The organism is Arthrobacter sp. FW306-06-A, from assembly GCF_021870055.1.
Lineage (GTDB): Bacteria > Actinomycetota > Actinomycetes > Actinomycetales > Micrococcaceae > Arthrobacter.
Genome location: NZ_CP084552.1, coordinates 399786 through 421240 on the forward strand (window position 1 = coordinate 399786; position 21455 = coordinate 421240).

22 protein-coding genes are annotated in these 21455 nt (G+C 65.6%); 14 read left to right on the forward strand and 8 right to left on the reverse strand.

Annotated elements, in window-relative coordinates; translation table 11 throughout:
* Window positions 1–2: 2 nt before the first annotated feature.
* From lysS to LFT49_RS02005, 3 genes are all read left to right on the forward strand, one after another.
* On the forward strand, window positions 3–1535 hold the full coding sequence (gene lysS / locus LFT49_RS01995; protein WP_237429596.1) for a lysine--tRNA ligase: 1533 nt from the start codon (window positions 3–5) through the stop codon (window positions 1533–1535).
* A 2-nt stretch (window positions 1536–1537) separates the two neighbouring features.
* The gene (locus LFT49_RS02000; protein ID WP_237429597.1) at window positions 1538–1711 is read left to right on the forward strand and encodes a hypothetical protein; all 174 of its coding nucleotides are present in this window, start codon (window positions 1538–1540) and stop codon (window positions 1709–1711) included.
* 139 nt (window positions 1712–1850) lie between these two features.
* Window positions 1851–2183, forward strand: coding sequence for a histone-like nucleoid-structuring protein Lsr2 (locus LFT49_RS02005; RefSeq protein WP_237429598.1), 333 nt, complete (start codon window positions 1851–1853; stop codon window positions 2181–2183).
* A gap of 128 nt (window positions 2184–2311) precedes the next feature.
* Here LFT49_RS02005 and LFT49_RS02010 read toward each other — a convergent pair whose 3' ends face one another.
* Entirely contained in the window at window positions 2312–2887 is a 576-nt protein-coding gene (locus LFT49_RS02010; RefSeq protein WP_237429599.1) for a hypothetical protein, read from the reverse strand.
* 272 nt (window positions 2888–3159) lie between these two features.
* Between LFT49_RS02010 and LFT49_RS02015 the strand changes: the two genes are divergently transcribed.
* The 7 genes from LFT49_RS02015 (at window position 3160) to LFT49_RS02045 (ending at window position 11581) form a co-directional block, all read left to right on the forward strand.
* Window positions 3160–5652: an ATP-dependent Clp protease ATP-binding subunit gene (locus tag LFT49_RS02015; RefSeq protein ID WP_236800613.1), complete on the forward strand. Its 2493-nt coding sequence runs from the start codon at window positions 3160–3162 to the stop codon at window positions 5650–5652.
* A 361-nt stretch (window positions 5653–6013) separates the two neighbouring features.
* A complete protein-coding gene (locus LFT49_RS02020; RefSeq protein WP_237429600.1) occupies window positions 6014–8137 on the forward strand; it encodes a S9 family peptidase in 2124 nt (707 codons plus the stop codon).
* A gap of 101 nt (window positions 8138–8238) precedes the next feature.
* Entirely contained in the window at window positions 8239–8748 is a 510-nt protein-coding gene (locus LFT49_RS02025) for an amino-acid N-acetyltransferase (RefSeq protein WP_237429601.1), read from the forward strand.
* A gap of 250 nt (window positions 8749–8998) precedes the next feature.
* Entirely contained in the window at window positions 8999–10000 is a 1002-nt protein-coding gene (gene dhaK, locus LFT49_RS02030) for a dihydroxyacetone kinase subunit DhaK (RefSeq protein WP_237429602.1), read from the forward strand.
* Between the two features lie 2 nt (window positions 10001–10002).
* The gene (gene dhaL, locus LFT49_RS02035; RefSeq protein WP_142131584.1) at window positions 10003–10635 is read left to right on the forward strand and encodes a dihydroxyacetone kinase subunit DhaL; all 633 of its coding nucleotides are present in this window, start codon (window positions 10003–10005) and stop codon (window positions 10633–10635) included.
* Window positions 10632–11372, forward strand: a complete 741-nt coding sequence (gene dhaM, locus LFT49_RS02040; RefSeq protein WP_237429603.1) for a dihydroxyacetone kinase phosphoryl donor subunit DhaM — start codon at window positions 10632–10634, stop codon at window positions 11370–11372. The genes dhaL and dhaM overlap by 4 nt, the downstream gene beginning before the upstream one ends.
* Window positions 11373–11407: 35 nt before the next feature.
* Complete coding sequence (locus LFT49_RS02045) at window positions 11408–11581, forward strand: hypothetical protein (protein ID WP_236800618.1); 174 nt, start codon at window positions 11408–11410, stop codon at window positions 11579–11581.
* 30 nt (window positions 11582–11611) lie between these two features.
* On the opposite strand, the gene LFT49_RS02050 is transcribed toward LFT49_RS02045, so the two are convergent.
* Complete coding sequence (locus LFT49_RS02050) at window positions 11612–12043, reverse strand: DUF3592 domain-containing protein (RefSeq protein WP_236800619.1); 432 nt, start codon at window positions 12041–12043, stop codon at window positions 11612–11614.
* A gap of 58 nt (window positions 12044–12101) precedes the next feature.
* Complete coding sequence (locus tag LFT49_RS02055; RefSeq protein WP_272912557.1) at window positions 12102–12938, reverse strand: A/G-specific adenine glycosylase; 837 nt, start codon at window positions 12936–12938, stop codon at window positions 12102–12104.
* Window positions 12939–13194: 256 nt separating this feature from the next.
* Between LFT49_RS02055 and LFT49_RS02060 the strand changes: the two genes are divergently transcribed.
* The gene (locus LFT49_RS02060) at window positions 13195–13890 is read left to right on the forward strand and encodes a hypothetical protein (RefSeq protein ID WP_237429604.1); all 696 of its coding nucleotides are present in this window, start codon (window positions 13195–13197) and stop codon (window positions 13888–13890) included.
* 93 nt (window positions 13891–13983) lie between these two features.
* On the opposite strand, the gene disA is transcribed toward LFT49_RS02060, so the two are convergent.
* The 4 genes from disA to LFT49_RS02080 form a co-directional block, all read right to left on the reverse strand.
* Window positions 13984–15060: a DNA integrity scanning diadenylate cyclase DisA gene (gene disA, locus LFT49_RS02065; RefSeq protein WP_236800623.1), complete on the reverse strand. Its 1077-nt coding sequence runs from the start codon at window positions 15058–15060 to the stop codon at window positions 13984–13986.
* A gap of 152 nt (window positions 15061–15212) precedes the next feature.
* A complete protein-coding gene (locus LFT49_RS02070) occupies window positions 15213–16397 on the reverse strand; it encodes an acyltransferase family protein (RefSeq protein WP_237429605.1) in 1185 nt (394 codons plus the stop codon).
* A 190-nt stretch (window positions 16398–16587) separates the two neighbouring features.
* Window positions 16588–17103, reverse strand: coding sequence for a 2'-5' RNA ligase family protein (locus tag LFT49_RS02075; RefSeq protein ID WP_237429606.1), 516 nt, complete (start codon window positions 17101–17103; stop codon window positions 16588–16590).
* A gap of 60 nt (window positions 17104–17163) precedes the next feature.
* Window positions 17164–17394: a hypothetical protein gene (locus LFT49_RS02080; RefSeq protein ID WP_237429607.1), complete on the reverse strand. Its 231-nt coding sequence runs from the start codon at window positions 17392–17394 to the stop codon at window positions 17164–17166.
* 196 nt (window positions 17395–17590) lie between these two features.
* Between LFT49_RS02080 and LFT49_RS02085 the strand changes: the two genes are divergently transcribed.
* Together LFT49_RS02085 and LFT49_RS02090 are read left to right on the forward strand one after the other, a co-directional pair.
* The gene (locus LFT49_RS02085) at window positions 17591–19204 is read left to right on the forward strand and encodes a peptide chain release factor 3 (protein ID WP_237429608.1); all 1614 of its coding nucleotides are present in this window, start codon (window positions 17591–17593) and stop codon (window positions 19202–19204) included.
* Between the two features lie 10 nt (window positions 19205–19214).
* Window positions 19215–20450 (forward strand): beta-ketoacyl-[acyl-carrier-protein] synthase family protein, encoded by a 1236-nt coding sequence (locus LFT49_RS02090; RefSeq protein WP_237430454.1) that lies wholly within the window; start codon window positions 19215–19217, stop codon window positions 20448–20450.
* 115 nt (window positions 20451–20565) lie between these two features.
* On the opposite strand, the gene LFT49_RS02095 is transcribed toward LFT49_RS02090, so the two are convergent.
* Window positions 20566–21069, reverse strand: a complete 504-nt coding sequence (locus LFT49_RS02095) for an NUDIX domain-containing protein (RefSeq protein ID WP_237429609.1) — start codon at window positions 21067–21069, stop codon at window positions 20566–20568.
* Between the two features lie 116 nt (window positions 21070–21185).
* On the opposite strand from LFT49_RS02095, the gene LFT49_RS02100 reads away from it, so the two are divergent.
* Window positions 21186–21422, forward strand: coding sequence for a hypothetical protein (locus LFT49_RS02100; RefSeq protein ID WP_237429610.1), 237 nt, complete (start codon window positions 21186–21188; stop codon window positions 21420–21422).
* Window positions 21423–21455 lie beyond the last annotated feature (33 nt).

Here is a 21455-nt window from a genome sequence, read left to right on the forward strand (position 1 = left end):
TTGTGACTTCCCAAAACACCCCCGCGCCCAAGAATGCCCCAGAGCCCGTCGATGCCAGCGAGCAGATGCGGATCCGCATGGAAAAGCGCGCCAAACTTCTTGAGCGCGGCACGGAGGCGTACCCCGTGGGAGTGGAACGCACGCACTCGCTTGCCGAGATCCGGGAAAAGTACGCCCACCTCGAGGCGGACGACACGACCGGTGACATCGTGGGCGTCACGGGCCGCGTAGTCTTCGTCCGCAACACCGGCAAGCTCTGCTTTGCCACCTTGCAGGAAGGCGGCACCGACGGCAAGGGAACCCGCCTGCAGGCGATGCTGAGCCTGGCCAACATCGGCGAGGAAGCGCTCGCCGACTGGAAGGCCCTGGTTGACCTCGGCGACCACGTGTTCATTAAGGGTGAGGTCATCTCCTCCCGCCGCGGCGAACTGTCCATCATGGCGGAGTCCTGGTCAATGGCCTCCAAAGCCCTGCGCCCCCTGCCCGTGCTCCACGCGGAACTCAACGAGGAAACCCGCGTCCGCCAGCGCTACGTCGACCTGATGGTCCGCGACGAGGCCCGTGAAATGGTCTACACGCGTGCCGCCATTACGCGCTCCATCCGCGAAACGCTGTTCCGCCACCGCTACGTGGAGGTGGAAACGCCCATCCTGCAGCTGGTCCATGGCGGGGCACTGGCGCGGCCGTTCGAGACCCACATGAACGCCTTCGACCAGAAGATGACCCTCCGCATCGCCACCGAGCTGTACCTCAAGCGTGCAGTGGTGGGCGGCATCGACCGCGTCTATGACATGGGCCGCGTATTCCGCAACGAGGGCGTTGACTCCACCCACAGCCCCGAGTTCACCACCCTCGAGTGCTACGAGGCCTGGGCGGACCAGTTCGTCATGGCGCAGCGGATCAAGGAGATCATCCTCGACGCCGCCGACGCCGTGGGTGCCGGCCGCGTCCTGCAGACCGAGGCGGGGGAGATCAACCTCGACGGCGACTGGGCCTGGCTGCCTGTCTACCCCGGACTTTCCGACGCCGTTGGGCAGGAAATCACCCCGGACACCCCGGTTGATGTGCTTCGGGAGCTTGCAGCCAAGCACGAGGTCAAGGTGGACCCCAAGTGGGACGCCGAGAAGCTGGTGGTGGAACTCTTCGGTGAAATCGTGGAGCCCACCTTGCTGAACCCCACCTTCGTCTACGACTACCCGCCCTCCGCCCAGCCGCTGGCCCGCCCGCACCGCGAGGACGGCCGGCTGATCGAGGCCTGGGACCTGATCATCGGCGGCATGGAGCGCGGCACCGCCTTCTCCGAGCTGATCGACCCCGTCATCCAGCGCGAGCGGCTCACCGAGCAGTCCATGCACGCGGCCGCCGGCGACGTCGAAGCCATGCAGCTTGACGAAGACTTCCTGCGCGCCCTCGAATACGGTGCTCCCCCCATGGGCGGTATCGGCTTGGGCATCGACCGGCTGGTGATGCTCTTCACCGGGGCCGGTATCCGCGAAACCATCCTGTTCCCCCTGCTCAAGCCCGAAGGGCACTGACCATGGAATACGTAGCAGTACTTCTTCCCTCCCTGGTGGTGGGCCTGCTGTTCTGGTTCGCCATGAAGGCAATCTTTAACGCTGACAAGGCCGAGCGGCAGGCGGAAGCCCGCGCCCAGGCCGAAGCCGATTCCCTTCCGGCACCCTCCGAGCAGCAGGGCCCCGAAGCCAAATAGGTAAAAGCCCCCTATTCCCAGGCTTTATCCCCAAGGAACCATTAGGCGCTTTGACGCGTTGCCAAGATAAGAGTCATACTTTTTTTGGGAAACATCCTGCTTTTCTGAAAACCGACTTTCCAGCAAGAGGAAGACCTTAATGGCACAGAAAGTAAACATCATCCTTGTTGATGATCTGGATGGGGGATCCGCAGACGAGAATGTTAAGTTTGGCCTCGACGGGGTCAGCTACGAGATTGACCTGTCGGCAGCCAATGCCGCTGAGCTTCGGTCTTCATTGGAGAGGTTCATCAACGCTGCGCGCAAGGCGTCCGGAGGCCGCAGTCAGCGGGCCCCCAAGGCGTCCACCGCGGGCCGCAGCCACGATTCAGCACAAATCCGCCAATGGGCACGGGAAAACGGCTACACGGTTAACAGCCGCGGCCGAATTCAGGCCGAAATCCAGGAAGCCTACCAAAAGGCAAATTCGTAGGACGGCGATAGCTCGACTAAAGAGCCCTGCTTCCCATATTGGGCGGCAGGGCTTTTTGGTGCACCACGAATTCCGCGGCGGAGGAGCAATTATCCCTGCAGGGCTGCAGCAGTTTGAGGGCCGTGCGATTACCTCCGCAAGAGGCTGCCGGCAGCGAACTGTTCGGCAAGGTAGAACACGAAGGGCGGAATATCGCCGGTTTTCGCCAGCGCTGCTCCGCAACCGACGGCGGCCAGGGCCAGGGCTGCCGCTTCTTTCTCCCGGTGCAGGCCCGCCAGGGCTCCGGACAGGGATCCAAGCGCGAGCACGTGCAGCCATGCGTAGGTAAGGAATGGCCAAGCCGGGAAGCGGCGGGCCGCGAAACGCTCCAGGTCCGTTGCGCGCATCGCGAGTTCGGACACGAACAACGGGGCGCCTGCAGCAAGCGCGACGGCGGCCGTGCCGGCGAGTGACCGGCTCCGCCCCTCCGGGAGGGCAAGGGCCAGTCGGGCGAACGCCGCGGGCATGGCGGCGGTTCCTGCCGCAGCGACGTGTTGTCCCGCCACCCACCACCGCCGCCCCTTTCGGAGCATGTCGAGCCGTTGGGCGGCGTCAGGCTCGAGGTATACCCCCGGCACCGGGCTGATGCCCACCAGCCACACTGCTCCGGCAATAAGCGCAACACGGGCCGGCCGCTTCACGCGTTCCAGGTCCACCTTCGACATATTCCCCGCCTCCCGCCATTTTCCCGGCTGGCACGTTCCTACGGATGCCGCTCCCTGCCCGCCAGTAAGGCCAAGGATGGGCCACCGCAGGGCCACGGACAAGGGCATTTTGGCGGTCTTTCCCATTGCCCGGAGACCAAGGCAGGAAGTCCGCGCCGGAGGACGTGGCGGATATTCCGTAAACACTGCGGTTTCCCCTGTGGCGAACACGCTCCACATCGCCGGGCGGGCCACGTAGCATCAAAGTACGTCGTAGCTAGGAGTGTGGCGAAATGTTTGAGCGATTTACGGACCGTGCCCGTCGCGTAGTTGTGCTTGCCCAAGAAGAGGCACGCATGCTGAACCACAATTACATCGGTACCGAACACATCCTCTTGGGTCTGATCCATGAGGGTGAGGGTGTTGCCGCCAAAGCTCTTGAGTCCTTGAGCATTTCGCTCGACGGCGTTCGCGAGCAGGTGCAGGAGATCATCGGGCAGGGCCAGCAGGCTCCCTCCGGCCACATCCCCTTCACCCCGCGTGCCAAGAAGGTGCTGGAGCTCTCGCTGCGCGAAGCCCTGCAGCTGGGCCACAACTACATCGGCACCGAGCACATCCTGCTCGGCCTGATCCGGGAGGGTGAAGGCGTTGCCGCCCAGGTCCTGGTCAAGCTTGGCGCCGACCTGAACCGGGTCCGCCAGCAGGTCATCCAGCTCCTCTCCGGTTACCAGGGCAAGGAAACCACCGGCGCAGGCGTCGGCGGCGGACAGCCCGAAGGCGCCCCTGCCGGTTCCGTGGTCCTGGACCAGTTCGGCCGCAACCTGACCCAGGCTGCGCGCGAGAACAAGCTGGACCCGGTCATCGGCCGCGAGCAGGAAATGGAACGCGTCATGCAGGTCCTTTCCCGCCGCACCAAGAACAACCCTGTCCTCATCGGCGAGCCCGGCGTCGGCAAGACCGCCGTCGTCGAAGGCCTTGCCCAGGCCATTGTGCGCGGCGACGTCCCGGAGACCATCCGCGACAAGCAGCTGTACACCCTGGACCTCGGTTCCCTTGTGGCAGGTTCCCGCTACCGCGGTGACTTCGAAGAGCGCCTTAAGAAGGTCCTCAAGGAGATCCGCACCCGTGGCGACATCATCCTGTTCATCGACGAGATCCACACCCTGGTGGGTGCCGGTGCCGCCGAAGGTGCCATCGACGCAGCCTCGATCCTGAAGCCCATGCTGGCCCGCGGCGAGCTGCAGACTATCGGTGCCACCACCCTGGACGAGTACCGCAAGCACATCGAGAAGGATGCCGCCCTGGAGCGCCGCTTCCAGCCGATCCAGGTCAAGGAACCCTCCGTGGCGCACGCCATCGAGATCCTCAAGGGCCTGCGCGACCGGTATGAGGCGCACCACCGCGTCACCATCACCGACGGTGCCCTGGCCTCCGCTGCAAGCCTCGCCGAGCGCTACATCTCGGACCGCTTCCTCCCGGACAAGGCGATCGACCTGATCGACGAAGCCGGTGCCCGGCTGCGCATCCGCCGCATGACCGCTCCGCCGGAGCTCAAGGCCATGGACGAGCGCATCGCCAAGCTGAAGATGGAGAAGGAATCCGCCATCGACGCCCAAGACTTCGAAGGTGCAGCTTCGCTCCGCGACAAGGAGCAGAAGATGATCTCCGAGCGGGCGGAGAAGGAGCGCAACTGGAAGTCCGGCGGCATGGACGACATCTCCGAGGTGGATGAGGATCTCATCGCCGAGGTGCTGGCCAACTCCACCGGCATCCCCGTCTTCAAGCTGACCGAGGAAGAATCCTCGCGCCTGCTCAAGATGGAAGACGAACTGCACAAGCGGGTTGTCGGCCAGGACGAGGCCATCAAGGCACTGTCCCAGGCCATCCGCCGCACCCGTGCAGGGCTCAAGGACCCCAAGCGCCCCGGTGGCTCGTTCATCTTCGCCGGCCCCACCGGCGTCGGCAAGACTGAGCTCGCCAAGGCACTTGCGGAGTTCCTCTTCGGTGAAGAGGACGCCCTCATCACCTTGGACATGTCCGAGTACTCCGAGAAGCACACCGTTTCGCGGCTCTTCGGTGCCCCTCCGGGCTACGTGGGCTACGAAGAGGGTGGCCAGCTGACCGAGAAGGTCCGCCGCCGTCCGTTCTCCGTGGTGCTGTTCGACGAAGTTGAGAAGGCCCACGCTGATCTCTTCAACTCGCTGCTGCAGATCCTGGAAGACGGCCGCCTGACCGACTCCCAGGGCCGCGTGGTGGACTTCAAGAACACCGTGATCATCATGACCACCAACCTGGGTACCCGGGACATCTCCAAGAGCGTTGCCACCGGCTTCCAGTCCGGCACCGACACGCAGACCGGCTACAACCGCATGCGTGCCCGCGTCACGGAGGAACTCAAGCAGCACTTCCGCCCCGAGTTCCTGAACCGTGTTGACGACGTCGTGGTGTTCCCGCAGCTCACCCAGGACGAGATCATCGAGATCGTGGACCTGTTCGTGACCCGCCTGGAGAAGCGCCTCAAGGACAAGGACATGGGCATCGAGCTCACCAAGGCCGCCAAGGTGCTCCTCGCGACCCGGGGCTACGATCCCGCCATGGGTGCCCGGCCGCTGCGCCGCACCATCCAGCGCGAGATCGAGGACCAGCTCTCCGAGAAGATCCTCTTCGGCGAGATCCACACCGGCGACATCGTCGTGGTGGATGTCGAAGGCGAAGGCGACGACGCGAAGTTCACCTTCGCCGGCAACGCCAAGCCGCGCATCCCGGAGATCGCACCCAGCGTCTAAGCTCCACAGCCAAAGCCCCGCCACTCCACAAAAGGAGCGGCGGGGCTTTTGCTTTGCCCTTTCCACCCCGTCAGTGGTTCAGTACGGTGGCGGACGGCAGAGATTTACCGGCGCCTGCTCGTTCCTCGCTTTGACGGCGCCTACATAAATCCCTGCCGTCCGCCACCTCGTGCATTGGTGGGCTTTAGGCGAAGCGCAGGTGCCGGGGTCATTTGTGTAGCTTGCGTCAAAGCGAGGAACGAGCAGCAAGCGGCAAATGGCGCCGGTGGCGGCGCGCCCCAAGCACGCCGGACCCAACCCATCAGCGTGTCGGCTTCGGGGGGTTTGTGATGGCGGACACAAAACGTGTTGAATCGGGTTCATGGCTAATCAGAATCCGGCGATCCCGGACGAGCAACCGCTGACCCCTTTCCATGACCTCGACCATTACCTGTCCATCCCCCGGGTAAGCGGCCTGGCACTGAGCCCGGACGGCACGCGGCTGGTCACCACTGTGAGCACCTTGAACGGTAAAGGCACCGAATTCGCCACCGCACTGTGGGAGCTGGACCCGGCCGGGCAGAAGCACGCCCGGCGCATCACCCGCAGCGCCAAGGGCGAGGCCGGTGCCGCGTTCGCAGCCAATGGGGACGTCTACTTCACGTCCGCCCGTCCCGATCCGGACAGCCCCGACGAAGATCCGGTGAGCGCGCTGTGGCTGCTCCCGGCCGACGGCGGCGAAGCAAGGGTGGTCCTCAGCCGGCCGGGCGGCGTCAGCAGGGTAATCACGGCCAGGGGCGCCGATGCGGCGTTCGTGACGGCCGAGGTCCTGGCAGGTTCCGCTGACGAGGAGGACGACGCTGAACGGCGCAAGTCCCGCAAGGACAAGAAGGTCTCTGCCATCCTGCACAGCGAGTATCCGGTCCGGTACTGGGACGCGGACCTGGGGCCCGGTCAGCCGCGGATCTTCGCTGTGGAAGCGGGGGAAAAAGAAGGAGCCGGCACGCCCACAACGGTTGATGCCACCGCTCCCTTGGTCCTGCGCAACCTGACGCCCGACGCCGGCCCGCGGCTCAGGGAGGCGGAGACCGTGGTCAGCCCCGATGGGAAGACCATCTACAGCGGCTACACCAAGCCTCTTGCGAAGGCGGATAGCCGGTCCATTCTGGTGGCTGTCGATGTGGCGTCCGGCAGCCTCAAAGTGCTGCTGGACCAGGAAGGCATGAGCTACTTCCCGGGACCCGTCAGCCCCGATGGCCGCACGCTCGTGGTGGTCAGCGAGAGTGATTCCACCCCTCACCGGGCCCCCGAAATCAAGATGTACCTGCTCGACGTCTCCGGCCAGGCGCCGGAGGAGGGCGGCGGACTGCAGCCACTGGCCCACGATTGGGACCGCTGGCCCAAGCCTGCGGCGTGGCTTCCGGACGGTTCCGGCCTCCTGGTTACAGCGGACGACGACGGCGCGTCGCCGGTTTTCCGCGTCAGCGTTCCGTCGGCTGCCGCTGAGGTGGGCGTCACCCGGGTGACGCAGGACGCTGCAGCCTACTCCGACGTCGTAATTTCGCCGGAGGGGCGCAGCGCCTATGCCCTGCGCAGCTCGTACGAGTTCCCGGCTGAGGCCGTACGGATCGACCTGGCCACTGGGGAAACCACCCGCCTCCCTGCCCCTGCCGAGCGGCCGTCCTACCTTGGCCGGCTGGAGCGCATCGCCGCAACCGCCGCGGACGGCTCGCGCGTGCCCGCCTACCTGGCCCTCCCGGAGGGTGCTTCCGCGGACCAACCGGCACCGCTGCTCCTGTGGATCCACGGCGGCCCGCTGGGATCGTGGAACGCGTGGACTTGGCGCTGGAACCCGTGGCTCCTGACGGCGAAGGGGTACGCGGTGCTGCTGCCGGATCCGGCGCTGTCCACCGGCTACGGGCAGTCGTACATCCAGCGCGGCTGGGGATCATGGGGGAAGGCGCCCTTCACAGACCTCATGGCAGTGACCGATGCCGCCGTACGGCGGCCCGACATCGACGAGGCCCGGACCGCGGCGATGGGTGGCTCCTTCGGCGGCTACATGGCCAACTGGGTGGCGGGCAACACAGACCGGTTCAAGGCGGTCGTCACCCATGCGAGCCTCTGGGCCCTGGACCAGTTCGGGCCCACCACCGACGCCTCTCAGTATTGGCTGAAGGAAATGACCGAGGAAATGGCGCTGGAGAACTCGCCGCACCTCCATGCCGAGAACATCAGCACCCCCATGCTGGTGATCCACGGTGACAAGGACTACCGGGTGCCCATCGGCGAAGGCCTGCGGCTCTGGTATGAACTGCTGTCCAAGTCCCAGCTGGCGGCGGACCAGGACGGACAGACTCCGCACCGGTTCCTCTACTTCCCGGACGAGAACCACTGGGTCCTCCAGCCGCAACACGCCAAGGTCTGGTACCAGGTGGTGGAGTGGTTCCTGGCAAAGAACGTCCTGGGCCAGGACCTCGAGCTGCCGGCCGAGCTGGGGCTCTAGGTTGGTCGGCTTTGCGCCGTCGGCCGAGGCATTTGCCGGCGCCGGAACGCCCCGCCCCGTCCGCAACCAGCCGAGAGCCCTTCGCCTCGTAGGATGGCTGTGTGACCGACTCCTTCCACATCCGCCCAGCACGCACCAGCGACGTCCCCGCCATCAAGAGGTTGGTGGCACCCCTGGCCGAGGAGCGCATCCTGATGGCGAAGGAGACGGTGGCCTATTACGAGAGCCTCCAGGAGTTCCGCATCGCCGAGTCCAGCGACGGCGAAATGATCGGCTGCGGCGCCCTGCATGTCATGTGGGAGGACCTGGCCGAAATCCGCACCCTTGCAGCGTCGGGGGAGTGGCGCGGCAGAGGGGTGGGGCATGTCCTGGTGGAGAGCCTGCTGCAAGAAGCCCGGGCCCTGGGGGTATCCCGCGTCTTCTGCCTCACCTTCGAGGTGGAGTTCTTCAAGCGTCACGGATTCGAAGTCATGGCGGACCAGTCGGCGGTGGATCCGGAAGTCTATTCGGAGCTGCTGCGCTCCCATGACGAGGGCGTGGCGGAGTTCCTGGACCTGGCACGCGTCAAGCCCAACACCCTTGGCAACACCCGGATGATCCGCACCCTCTAAAGGCGTCCGCAGACGGCATTCAGAAAACCCCTCTTGGTTTTACTCGAATTGATGGATAAACTACTGGAGGCCGATATGTGGGGGGGCCTCAGGAAAGGGACAGTCATTGGGGGCTGTCCCTTTGCTGCGTCCGGGTCGCAAACCTGTGGGATAAGTGCGGAAAAGTGGGGTGGAGGAGCCTACCGCCAGTCGCGATCCCGGTAGTAGGGTCAGACACACATCCTTCAGGAGCACAGCCAGGAGCAACGCCATGAAGAAACTCATCAACGATCCAAAATCCGTTGTCCAGGAAGCTGTCCAGGGCTTTGGCCTGGCACACGCCGGACTGGTCACGGTCAGCGAAGACCCCATCTACATCACGCGCAAGGACGCGCCTGTAGCCGGCAAGGTGGGGCTGGTTTCCGGCGGCGGCAGCGGGCACGAGCCGCTGCACGCCGGTTACGTTGGGCAGGGAATGCTCGACGCCGCAGTGCCGGGGGCGGTGTTCACCTCGCCTACGCCGGACCAGATCCTTCCCGCCACCCTCGCTGTGAATTCCGGTTCCGGCGTCGTGCATATCGTCAAGAATTACACCGGCGACGTCCTGAACTTCGAGACGGCGGCCGAACTGGCTGAGGCCGAAGGCGTCAGTGTCCGCACCGTACTGGTCAATGACGACGTGGCGGTGGAGGATTCGCTGTACACCGCAGGCCGCCGCGGTGTGGGCGGCACCGTGCTGGTGGAGAAGATTGCGGGCGCAGCTGCCGAACGCGGTGACGACCTCGACGCCGTCGCCGCCATCGGCGAGCGGGTCAACGCCAACGTCAGGACCATGGGGGTGGCACTGTCCGCCTGCACGGTTCCGCACGCCGGCACACCCAGCTTTGACCTTGCCGAGGATGAGATCGAGATCGGCATCGGCATCCACGGCGAGCCGGGCAGGCACCGGATTCCCATGGAGACCGCGGACAACATCACTAACCGCCTGCTGGAACCCGTCCTGGCCGACCTGAAGATCACCTCCGGGGACAAGGTGCTGCTTTTCGTAAATGGCATGGGCGGCACGCCACTGAGCGAGCTGTACATCGTGTATCGGCGGGCAGTGCAGGTACTCGGAGATGCCGGCGCCACGGTGGAACGCTCGCTGGTGGGCAACTACATTACGGCCCTCGAAATGCAGGGCTGCTCCATTTCGGTCCTCCGGCTCGATGACGAGATGACGGAACTCTGGGACGCACCCGTGCACACCCCCGCCCTGCGCTGGGGCGTGTGACCGTGGTCCTGGACGTCAACTGGGCCGTGAAGTGGCTGACCCTGTGCGCGCAGGCCATGGCAGAGCACCGCGTTGAACTCATCGAACTGGACCGGGCCATTGGAGACTCGGACCACGGCGAGAACATGGACCGCGGCTTCCAGGCCGTCCTGGCCAAGCTCGGCGAATCAACACCGGAGACGCCTGGCGCGGCGCTGAAGATGACCGCCATGACGCTTATGTCCAAGGTGGGCGGCGCAGCAGGGCCGCTCTACGGCACTGCCTTCCTTCGCGCCGCCACCGCACTCGGCGATTCCGCTGAAGTTGATGCAGCCGCCCTGGCCGGGGCCCTGGCGGCTGCGCGGGACGGGATTGTGGCGCGCGGGAAGGCCGAGTCAGGGGACAAGACCATGGTGGATGCCTGGACGCCGGCTGTCGACGCTGCCCGCGCAGCAGCGGACGGCGGAAGCGCCGATGTCCTGGGCGTCCTGGTGGCGGCGGCCGAGGCTGCCGAAGCAGGGGCGGTGGCAACGGATCCGATGGTCGCAAGGAAAGGCCGGGCCAGCTACCTCGGCGAACGCAGCGCCGGCCACCGGGACCCCGGCGCCGTATCCAGCGCGCTGATCCTCCGCGCCGCCGTTGGGGCGGCTGCGTGACCGTCAACATCGTTGTGGTGTCCCATAGCGAAAAAATTGCCGACGGCGCAGTGGAGCTTGCCGCCCAAATGGCACCGGACGTGATCATCCTGCCCGCCGGCGGCACCGACGACGGCAGGATCGGCACCAGCCTGGAGAAGGTCCTCGCCGCCCTGGAACAGGCGGGCGGGCAGGATGGCGGCCAGGCAGGCGGACAAGCCGACGGGGATGGCGTTGCGGCGAACGGCACAGTAGTCATCACGGACCTGGGATCAGCAGTGATGACCGCGGAATCTGCCCTCGAGTTCCTGGAAAACCCAGCCGGCGTCCTGCTCGCCGATGCACCGTTGGTCGAAGGCCTGGTGGCCGCAGCCGTCGCGGCACAGGGCGGAGCCGATGTGCAGGCCGTGCGGAACGCGGCAGAAGCTGCAGGGGGCGGGACGCATCAGGCGGAGCAGGCTTCCGCGCCGGAGGAGCTGGAGCCTGTCACCAGCGCCGCGCCTGACAGCACCGGCGACTTCGAATTGGTCAACCAGGCAGGCATGCATGCGCGGCCTGCCGCGAAAGTGGCCGGGGGCCTGGCCTCCCTGGACGCCGAAGTCACCATCAACGGCGTGGACGGCGCGTCCATGACCGGGCTGATGACCCTCGGCGCCGGCAAAGGCAGCGTGCTGCACGTTGAAGCGTGGGGACCTGATGCGGAACAGGCCGTGGAGTATGTGGGCGGCCTGGTGGAGGCTGGTTTCGGCGAGCCCTGACCACCCCGCCCGTTCCTGCGAATAAGCTCGGTGGCATGGAACGGCCGCTTACAGACAACTCCCAGGAAATCGAAGTGCTGGACGGCCAAATCTCCATGGAGGAACTGCTCGCCGAGCTCGGCTTCAACTGGACGGCAGAACCCGCTGGCGGCGGCGCGGAAGCCGGCGATGCCGAGGGCGATACATTCAGCCAGCCCGCGCTGTTCTAGCCGGCCCCTTTCGGGCCCGGCCAGGGTCCGCTAACCCAGCGGAAAGACGCCGATAAACCAGAACGAAACCACGGCAAAGACCGCGAAGAACGCAATCAGGCAGCCCATCACGGTGCGCGGTTCCGAGGAAACCTGGAGCGACTCATTGGGGTTGGCGGGGTTGTAGGCAACCTCGATCAGCGAGCCCGGCGCCGGCTGCTCCACCGCCGAGATCTCCGACTTGCCCATGAAGAGGGTGCCCTGCGGACCCGTGAACTGGTAGGTGGGGTAGTAGCGCAGGTTCCGGCTTGAGCCGCCCGCGCCGCTGGTCCATCCGGTGGCGCTGCCGGTGACGGTTGCCTGCGCCCTGGGCCACGCCGCCATCTGTTGCTGCTGGCGCTTGGTCCTGCGCGCCGCGTAGACCAGTGAAAATATGGCGGCAGCAACAAACAGGGCCCACACGATGTACAGGATGGTTTTCATGGTTCCCCCGGTTCCGGTCACCAAGAAGTATGCCATCCCGGCCCGCGCCGCCGGTGCCTCAGGCTGGTAGCCGGAGGCCGCCGTCGTGCATCTCCGCCAGCCCGTCCGCCAGCAGCCCTGCCAGCGCCCGGTCCAGTTGCTCGGGGGCGGAGTTGAGCCGGTGCAGCGCGGCCAGGGGCACGCTGATCCCCTCCGGCGCGTAGCCAAGATCGGCCGGTTCGCGGTGGAACATGTCCGGCGGCACGGGTGCATCCGCCAGCCGGAGCACGGCCAGCACGGCGCCGCGGACCTGGCGATCGGTGCCGTGCCATGACTGGCCCTTGGGAACGTACGACGGCGGGGGCTCACCGGCGGCGAGCCAGGCACAGGAGTCCCTCACTGGACAGTCGATGCACTTGGGCGCGCGGGCCGTGCACACCAGGGCACCCAGTTCCATGACCGCGGCGTTCCAGCGCACGGACGTGTCGTCGTCCTCCGGCAGCAGGGCCGCCGCAAGGCGCATCTCCCCCGCCGTCAGGGCGGGGGCGGGTAGCGCGGTGCCGGAGATGAGCCGGGCATGCACCCTGCGGATGTTGGTGTCCACCACCGTTTCGCGCCGGCCATACGCAAATGCTGCCACTGCTGCGGCGGTGTAGCTGCCCACGCCGGGAAGGGCCAGCAGCTCCGCGTAAGTGTCCGGGACCTTGCCGCCGTGCTCCTGCACGATTGCGGTGGCCGCGGCGTGCAGCCTCAGGGCCCTCCGCGGGTAACCCAGCCGGCCCCACGAACGGACGGCTTCGCCTGCCGGTTCGCCTGCCAGGCCGGCGGGAGTGGGCCAGCGTTTGAGCCACTCGTGCCAGACGGGCAGCACCCGGACCACGGGGGTCTGTTGCAGCATGATTTCGCTGACCAGCACTCCCCAGGGGGAGCACTCAGGCTTACGCCACGGCAGGTCGCGGGCAATGCCGGCGAACCAGTCGTTGACCCGCCGGTGGAGCAGCTCCAGATCCGCGGAGGCGACCGGGGCATCCGTCTTGGGGGAGGTTTGAGTGTCGATGCCAACACTGTAGTAGATGGGTTGCGGAGTGTAGAAAACACGGTGTGACCAGAGCAATGGGCCCGCGGCGGCGTGGTGGCGGTGCAGATCCGGAGGCTTTCCCTAGCCTAGGAGGATGGGCAGGCAAGGCAATTCATCAGCACGCGGCACGTCGGGTTCCAGCAGCGTCCGGAAACCGAGCGCCGCTGTCTACCGCCGCCGTCGGCTGTTTGCTGGCGGTGCCCTGCTGCTGGTGATCGCACTGGTGGTCAGTGGGTTCGCCTTGGCGGGTGCCTTCAAAGGCGGTTCCCGGCAGGCCTCTTCCACCCAGCCTTCTTCCACCGACCCTGCTTCGGCGAACCCGGCTGACTCAGCCACGCCCTCTGCTTCCGCCTCGGCAACTGCTCCGGCCACGCCGTCGCCCACTGTTTCCGCAACCGCCACCTGCAACCAGAACCTGGTCACGGTCACTGCCTCCACGGACAAGCCCGCCTACGGCCCCGGCGAAAACCCGATGCTCACCCTGAAGGTGACCAACGGCGGCAAAGTGCCCTGTGAGGTCAACATCGGAACGTCGCAGATGGAATTCCTGGTGACCAGCGGCTCGGACCGGATCTTTTCCTCCAAGGACTGCCAGGCGTCCAGCGAGGACCTGGTGAAGGTCATTGCACCCGGTGCCAGCGAAACCGCTAACTTCCCCTGGAGCCGGAACCGCAGCGCCGAGGGCTGCAAAGCGGTGGCCGCTGCTCCCGGCGGTGGCGGGGCGTACTACATCTTCACGGCGAAGCTGGGCTCACGGGCCAGCCCGAAGGCCGTCTTCCAGCTGAACTGAGCTCCTCAATCCCCGTCGATTGCTGGGTAACTGTCGTTTTCAGGGCTCAAAACGACAGGTGGGCAGCAATGGATGATGCTTTTGGGCCGGGGCTTAGAGGAAGCGGTCCAGGAGGCTGGCTTCTGCCATGCGGCTCAGGCCCTCGCGTACGGTCCGGGCGCGCTGGTCGCCGATGCCGTCAACCGTCATGAGGTCGTCGATGGTGGCCGCCATCAGGAACTGCAGGCCCCCGAAGTGGTCCACCAGGCGGTCTGCAACGGCCTTGGGGACTGCCTTGAGGCCGGACAGCAGCCGGTAGCCGCGGGGCTGGACCACTGCATCCAGGTTCGCCTCGCCGCCAGCGAACCCGACGATCGCCGAGATTTTGCCCAGGTCGATCAGTTCGGTGGGGCCCAGGTTGACCAGTTCATTGACGGCTTTTTCGATGTCTTCGGCGGAGGCATGGGGGCTGGCGTAGTCGCGGATGATCACGTCGCTGCCCGGACCGCGTCCCACGGTGAGTTCATCGAGCTGGAGGGAGAGGAGGCGGCCGTCCTCGCCCAGTTCCAGGACATACTGCGAGATTTCCTCGGAAATGCGGCGGACCATTTCCTGCCGCTGGAGGGTGACGGCCACGTCGCGCACCGTCACCATGGCCTCGATTTCCAAGGCTGAGAGCGAACTGGTGACCTGGTCAAGGCGGGCGCGGTAGCGCTCCAGGGTGGCAAGGGCCTGGTTGGCGCGGGCCAGGACGTTTTCCGAGCCCTCCAGGACGTGCCGCAGTCCATTGACGTAGAGGGCGATGATTTGCATTGACTGGCTGACGGAGATGACCGGAACGCCCGTCTGCTTGGCCACCCGTTCTGCGGTGCGGTGGCGGGTACCGGACTCCTGGGTCTCGATGCTGGAGTCCGGGACCAGCTGGACCGCCGCGCGGAGGATGTTGCCCGCGTCCTTGTCGCAGATGATGGCGCCGTCCATTTTGGCCAGTTCCCGCAGACGGGTGGGCGAGAACTCGATGCCGATATCGAACCCGCCGGAGCAGATGGAGTCAATGGTGCGGTCAGATCCCAGGACGATCAGGGCGCCGGTGCGTCCGCGGAGGATCCGTTCCAGGCCGTCGCGAAGGGGAGTTCCGGGTGCAACCCTGCCCAGAGTGGCCCTCAGCGATTCTTCGGGGCTCCGCGCCATAGGTATTTCCCTTCAAAGGTGCGGACCGCCGCCCGCAGGAATGCCGGCATCTGCAGTTCGCCGGCAGGATCAAAAAGTGCTGTAATTCCCGCAAGCTCAATGATAGGGGTAAGAAACCCAAGTTCCGCACGGGCAAGCCCCAAAGTGCCCCATTAGGGAGTTTCCGAAAGTGCCGGAAAAGCGTGCTCGATGGCGGGTGCGGGCAGGGCATTTTTTGGTGACCCGTGCTGCTGTCCCGCTCGAGACCGGAATATGTCCCGTACCGCCCGTTCGCAGGGTTTCTCGATAAACCTGTTTGCGACCCAAGCTACGGCTGCCGCGCAGAGCAGGGCAGGCGGCACGAGCCACCAGGGAAGCCCCTGGGCCCACCGGCCGACAAGTAGGCCGAACGTACCCAGCACAAGATAGTGGACCATGTAGAAAGCGAATGACAGTTCTCCGAGCCTTACTAGGACGGGGTTGCTGAGAAAGTCACTGTTGCCTGCGAGCTCGCGGCGGGCAGCCGTCCAAATGAGGGTGATGATCGCGGGCAGCATGAGCGTCTGGCTGATCCACCAGGGAATGGAATGCAAAAGGTCCACCAAGAACGTAAGCGTGGCGCCAGCGGTGGTGAAAGCGGCTGCCGACAACTGTGTACTGTGGGGCGGTACATAACTAGCCTTCAGTAGAAGCGCCAGGGCGACGCCGATGACGAACTCGGGTAGCCGGTACAGCGGCAAGTTGTAGGTGATGAAATGGCTGACCTGCGCTCCCAAAGTTAATTGGCAGGCGACGCCCAGTACAGGTTGCAGGACTCCGAGGAATATAACCGTACCGACAAGTTCCTTTGTGCTGAAACGGCGCATTACCGAGACAAGCGGGGGCAGCAGGAGATAGAAGAAAGCTTCTGCCGACAGCGACCAAGCGACAGGGTTGAAGGAAGAAGCAGACCAGGGCCACCAGGCTTGAGTCAAGGTCAGGCTTTGCAGGAAGGAAACCGCGCTCGAATTTTGGGCCACGGGTACTAATGCTGCGATGGCCAACGTAGCTGCGCTTAGTGGAAACAATTTAGCGATACGGTTCCGCAGGAAGACACCAGTGCCTTTTTCCGCGGCGCCAGCCCAGGTCAGTACGAAGCCGGAGAGGACAAAAAAGAAGCTTACGCCGACAAAACCGAGGTCGACAATGGGCAGGTTGTAGAGGGCGAGTCCGTGCATTAGCGCCACGGCCACTGCTGCGACGAACCTCAGGCCCGTCAAGGAATGGAGCCGCCTTCCATCGGTTTCGGCTTGGCGGTTGGCGGATGAGCTAGGGCCGTCGAACATGGCAGCGGCCGCCGTGCTGGCGGTGGAGGGCATTAGTGGAGACCTTCAGAGGGAGAACCGCAATCTCTGCGGAGCGTCGTGTTCGTCTATGTCCAACCAGCCTATGGGAATCGACGACACCGGCGACGTGAAAACGGCGCAGGAATAGCCAAGGACTTCGCAAGGATCAGGGCAGCATTTTCAGCACCAGAGCCCTCGCGTTTTAGTGCTGGACTCAGGCGCCCTAAGGGCATTCGATGAGGGGCGTGACGGTTCTGCTGTCGCTGTCCCAAATGCGGGCCCCCGTGCACTGGCCTTCAAGGCGCAGGTCCAGCAGGTCCATGGCCGCTCCGAGTTGGTGCCCGGGAATGCGGCGGGAGATGGTGACGTGCGGCGTCCACGCCCCCGGCAGCGTCAGTGACAGCGCGCCGGACAGGTCCTGGTGGAGTCGCCTGTGCAGGTCAAGCAGGGGAGCGGTCAGCAGGACCGCCCTGGCCAGGACATACTTGCCCGCGCCTGCGGGAAAAACAATGGCGCCGGAGAACGTGATGTCCATGGGCAACGCCTGCCACAGGCCTTGTTGGTGCGGACTTTCCTGGCCGGCCTGCAGGTCCGCCCCGGCGGCAAGCGTGATGTGGGGGCTGTTGCTGGGGGAGGTGTGCGCTGCAAGGCTGGGAAGGTCCGCAGCCTGCAGCCGGGCCCAGTCGGCCCTGATCAGGGACTCGGTGGAGCCGTCAAAGACCAACTCGATGCTGCGCATGAACCCATCATGCCGTTACGGCTGCCGCCGCCCGCTCAGCGCGTGCGTTCCGGTGCAGACTCAGCGCTTCAGGTCCCTGAGCATCCGCTCCAGGTCCCTGCTGACCCTCGAAAGGGACGCAGCCCGCAGCGCCTTGTGTTCCTCCGCCGTCTGGACTCCCCGCTTCCGCGATGAGCCGGAGGGAATGCCCGGGTCGGGATCCTGCGTCGCGGCAGGACCACAATTGTTGGCAAGGTTCGTGGCCAGCGGGTCGAAGAAAAGGTTGCCGGTGAAAGTGGCGCCATGCATCATGCGCCCAAGCTAACGTCCCGGCATTTCGCTGCTTTGAACGTCTGGTTTCGCCTGCGTTAAGCGCCGCCGGTGCCAGTTGCAGCCCTGCGATAAACTTATACTTTGGCCGTTTGCCAATGACATTCCCCGCCCTTGAGTCGCACAGCAGTAGCCCCGACAGGCCCTGGGCAGCCACAACCGCAGCGAAAGTAGCACCGTGTCCCAAGATGTCCTGACCCCCGCCCGGATCTCCGAGATTCACAAGGAGGCGGGCCGCCGCAGGACCTTTGCCGTCATTTCCCACCCTGACGCCGGCAAGTCCACCCTCACCGAGGCGCTGGCCCTGCACGCCAAAGTGATCGGTACTGCCGGCGCCTCCAGTGGCAAGGCCAACCGCAGGGAAACCGTCTCCGACTGGATGCAGATGGAAAAGGACCGCGGCATCTCCATCAGCTCCGCCGCCCTGCAGTTCTCCTACCGCGACACCGTGATCAACCTCCTGGACACCCCCGGCCACGCCGACTTCTCCGAGGACACCTACCGCGTGCTGGCCGCGGTCGACTGCGCCGTGATGCTGGTGGACGCCGCCAAGGGCCTGGAAACCCAGACCATGAAACTGTTCGAGGTCTGCAAGCAGCGCAACCTGCCCATCATCACCGTCATCAACAAATGGGACCGCCCGGGCCTGGACGCGCTTGCCCTGATGGACGAGATCACCGAACGCACCGGCCTGCAGCCCATGCCGCTGACCTGGGCCGTGGGCATCTCCGGTGACTTCCGCGGCGTCTGGGACCTGCGCAACGACCGCTTCGCCCGTTTCCAGCGCAACAACGCAGGCGCCCAGATCGCCATCACCGACTACTTCAGCCCTGAGGAAGCTGCGGAAGACCAGGGCAGTAACTGGTCCGACGCCGTTGACGAGGCGGGACTGGTGATCGAGTCCAACCTCGAATTCGACGTCGAGGCTTTCCACGCCGGCAAGGCGACCCCCATCCTCTTCAGCTCCGCCGCACTGAACTTCGGCGTCAAGGAATTGCTGGACGCACTGGTGGACTTCGCGCCGCCCGCGTCGCCGCGTCCGGACGTGGACGGCAACCCCCGCCCGGTGGAATCCCCGTTCTCCGGCTTCGTGTTCAAGGTCCAGGCCGGCATGAACAAGGCACACCGCGACCACGTGGCCTTTATCCGCGTCTGCTCGGGCATCTTCGAGCGCGGCATGGTGGTAACCCAGACCCGCACGGGCAAGTCCTTCGCCACCAAGTACGCGCAGCAGGTGTTCGGCCGCGAACGCGAAGTCATCGACGAGGCGTACCCAGGGGATGTGGTGGGCCTGGTCAACGCGTCCTCGCTGCGCGTCGGTGACAGCCTGTTCCTTGACGAAGCGGTGGAGTACCCGGCCATCCCGCTGTTCGCCCCGGAACACTTCCAGGTGGCCCGCTCCAAGGACCCCAGCAAGTTCAAGCAGTTCCGCCGCGGCATCGAGCAGCTGGAGCACGAGGGCGTCATCCAGCTGCTCCGCTCCGACCTCCGCGGCGACCAGGCACCGGTGCTTGCCGCCGTCGGACCGATGCAGTTCGAAGTGGTGGAGGACCGCATGGCACACGACTTCAGCGCCCCCATGCGCCTGGAGCGCCTGCCGTACTCCCTGGCAAGAATTACGACGGCGGATGCCATGCCTGCGCTGGCCAACGTACCGGGCGCGGAGGTGCTCTTGCGGTCCGACGGCGAATACCTCGCCTTGTTCAATGACGTCTGGGCGCTGCGGCGCATTGAGAAGAACCACCCGGACCTCACCCTCGTGCCCATCGGCACGCACAACCCGGCGAAGTAAGGTGGTCAACCTGCCGGCAGGCCCGGCACAGCCGCGGGCCGTGGTGACCGGGGCCGGAACCATCAACCCGCTCGGCTCCACCGTCAAGGAAACCTGGGAGGCCCTGCTCGATGGGCGGTCCGGAATAGCGGCACTCTCGCAGGGCTGGGCTGAGCAGCTGCCGGTCAAGATCGCCGGGCAGGTCACGGCGGATCTTTCGGAGCACCTCAGCACCCGCGAAATGAAGCGGATGGACCGCTGCGGCCAGCTTGCCCTGATCGCGGCCCGCGAGGCATGGGTGCAGGCGGGTGCCCCCGAGGTGGACCCGGAGCGGTTCGCTGTGGTGATCGGTTCCGCCTACGGTGGGCTGGGTTCCACCATCGAGCAGGACCGGGTGCTGGCGGCGTCCGGCCCGCGCAAAGTCTCGCCGCACACCCTCACGCGGCTCATGGCCAATGGCCCCGCGGCCTGGGTGTCCATTGATCTCGGTGCCCGCGGTGGCGCCCGGACTCCTGTCAGCGCCTGTGCCTCGGGAGCTGAGGCGATTGTCCAGGCAGCGGAGCTGATCCGCTCAGGTGCTGCCGACGTCGTAATTGCCGGTGGCGTTGACGCCTCGGTCAATGACCTGGTGATCAGTGGCTTTGCCCAGATCCGCGCACTGTCCACGCGCGCGGACGATCCGCAGCGCGCGTCCCGTCCGTTCGACGCTGGCCGGGACGGCTTTGTGCTGGCGGAAGGTGCCGCGGTGGTGTTGCTGGAAAGTGAAGAGCATGCCCATGCGCGGGGCGCGGCCGTGCTCGGTACCGTAGCCGGCGGAGCGGTAACCTCCGACGCAAACGACATCGTGGCGGCGGATCCCGCAATGCAGCGCCGGGTCATGCAAAAGGCGCTGGACTCAGCTGGCCTGCAGCCGGCGGACATTGGATTCGTACACGCCCACGCCACGTCCACCCCTGTGGGTGACCGGCTGGAAGGCCAGGCGATCAACGCAGTCTTCGGCCCTGGCGTCCCCGTCACTTCCACCAAGGGGCATACCGGCCACCTGCTGGGCGGGGCCGGTGCGTTGGCAGCCGTCGTAGTCCTTGAGGCCCTGCGCACCGGCCAGTTGCCGGGGACCCTGAATGTCGGGACGCTGGACCCGGAAGTGGACCTTCACGTCATCACCGAAAGCGCCCACCAGCTTCCGCCGGGCCATCGCCGGGCAGGGCTGGTGAACGCCTTCGGTTTCGGCGGCCACAGTGTGGCTTTGGTGGTGACCGGAAATTAACGGCACCGTTCCGGCGGTCCTGGAGCGGGGAGAGCTGACGGCGTTCGGGCGGCTGCGTCACGTCACGGCGGTCCCGGAGCGGGGAGAGCTGTCGTTCGGCGGACGGGCGGCTGCGTCACGTCACGGCGGTGACTTTCACCAAGGCATCAAGGATTGGCAGCTGACCCTTTACAAGCTTGAGCCGTGCCTCCTCCTCCGGGAACCAGCGCGCGTCGTCGATTTCGGGGTAGTGCTGGATCCTGCCGGAGCCCTTGGGCCACTCGAGCGGAAACGTGTTGCTGTTGATGGCCTCCGGATCGAAAGCCGCCTCCCCGGTGTAGACAGTGATGAGCTTTCCGGAGGATTGCCGGAATTCGCCAAGCAGCCTGTACTCAACTCCAGGAGCCTCAGTGCCCATCTCCTCGGCGAACTCGCGCAGGGCGGCAGCGAGTGGGTCCTCACCGTCAACGTACTCGCCCTTGGGAATGGACCAGGCGTGCGCGTCCTTGCGCGCCCAGAAGGGGCCGCCCATGTGGGCGATCCAGACCTGCAGCCCATGGTGGCCGCCGGAGGTGCCGGCGCCGGCGGGTATGGGCAGGTCCTGCCGGTACAACAGTATGCCTGCGCTTCGAATGGGCATCGATCCTCCAACAGGGCACTTCCCAAGCGAAGTGCAAAATTGCCGTCAACCGTTAACGTGCAGTTCACGGCGCTGCTCTAGGTTATTCCTTCAGGCACTCCTCGAAGGGACCGCTGATGGCCAACATAGCTGAAGTTTTGGGCCGGCTGGCGCCGGAAGAAGTGGATGAGCTGCGCAGCCTTGGCCCGCAGGGGCACCTGCCGCGGCACTTAGTGGACGCCCTGGACCGGGCAGCCGGGGGAGCCGGCTCGGGCCGCGGGTACTACGTGGCGAACGGCAACGTAAGCGCCACCGGGGGCCCGCTGCTGGTGCTGCGCAGCGATGTCTCCCGCTGGCTGGCCCAGGGTTCCTGACGCCTGCCCCTAAACAACTGCGCCGCACCCAAG

Excerpts from the sequence above, each read along its gene's own strand:
- LFT49_RS02015 (WP_236800613.1), top strand. The coding sequence starts at position 3,160 with ATGTTTGAGCGATTTACGGACCGTGCCCGTCGCGTAGTTGTGCTTGCC.
- LFT49_RS02000 (WP_237429597.1), top strand. The coding sequence starts at position 1,538 with ATGGAATACGTAGCAGTACTTCTTCCCTCCCTGGTGGTGGGCCTGCTG.
- LFT49_RS02100 (WP_237429610.1), top strand. The coding sequence starts at position 21,186 with ATGGCCAACATAGCTGAAGTTTTGGGCCGGCTGGCGCCGGAAGAAGTG.
- LFT49_RS02050 (WP_236800619.1), bottom strand. The coding sequence starts at position 12,043 with ATGAAAACCATCCTGTACATCGTGTGGGCCCTGTTTGTTGCTGCCGCC.
- disA (WP_236800623.1), bottom strand. The coding sequence starts at position 15,060 with ATGGCGCGGAGCCCCGAAGAATCGCTGAGGGCCACTCTGGGCAGGGTT.
- LFT49_RS02045 (WP_236800618.1), top strand. The coding sequence starts at position 11,408 with ATGGAACGGCCGCTTACAGACAACTCCCAGGAAATCGAAGTGCTGGAC.
- dhaK (WP_237429602.1), top strand. The coding sequence starts at position 8,999 with ATGAAGAAACTCATCAACGATCCAAAATCCGTTGTCCAGGAAGCTGTC.
- LFT49_RS02005 (WP_237429598.1), top strand. The coding sequence starts at position 1,851 with ATGGCACAGAAAGTAAACATCATCCTTGTTGATGATCTGGATGGGGGA.
- LFT49_RS02080 (WP_237429607.1), bottom strand. The coding sequence starts at position 17,394 with ATGATGCATGGCGCCACTTTCACCGGCAACCTTTTCTTCGACCCGCTG.
- LFT49_RS02020 (WP_237429600.1), top strand. The coding sequence starts at position 6,014 with ATGGCTAATCAGAATCCGGCGATCCCGGACGAGCAACCGCTGACCCCT.
- LFT49_RS02010 (WP_237429599.1), bottom strand. The coding sequence starts at position 2,887 with ATGTCGAAGGTGGACCTGGAACGCGTGAAGCGGCCGGCCCGTGTTGCG.
- LFT49_RS02060 (WP_237429604.1), top strand. The coding sequence starts at position 13,195 with ATGGGCAGGCAAGGCAATTCATCAGCACGCGGCACGTCGGGTTCCAGC.
- LFT49_RS02095 (WP_237429609.1), bottom strand. The coding sequence starts at position 21,069 with ATGCCCATTCGAAGCGCAGGCATACTGTTGTACCGGCAGGACCTGCCC.
- LFT49_RS02075 (WP_237429606.1), bottom strand. The coding sequence starts at position 17,103 with ATGCGCAGCATCGAGTTGGTCTTTGACGGCTCCACCGAGTCCCTGATC.
- LFT49_RS02070 (WP_237429605.1), bottom strand. The coding sequence starts at position 16,397 with ATGCCCTCCACCGCCAGCACGGCGGCCGCTGCCATGTTCGACGGCCCT.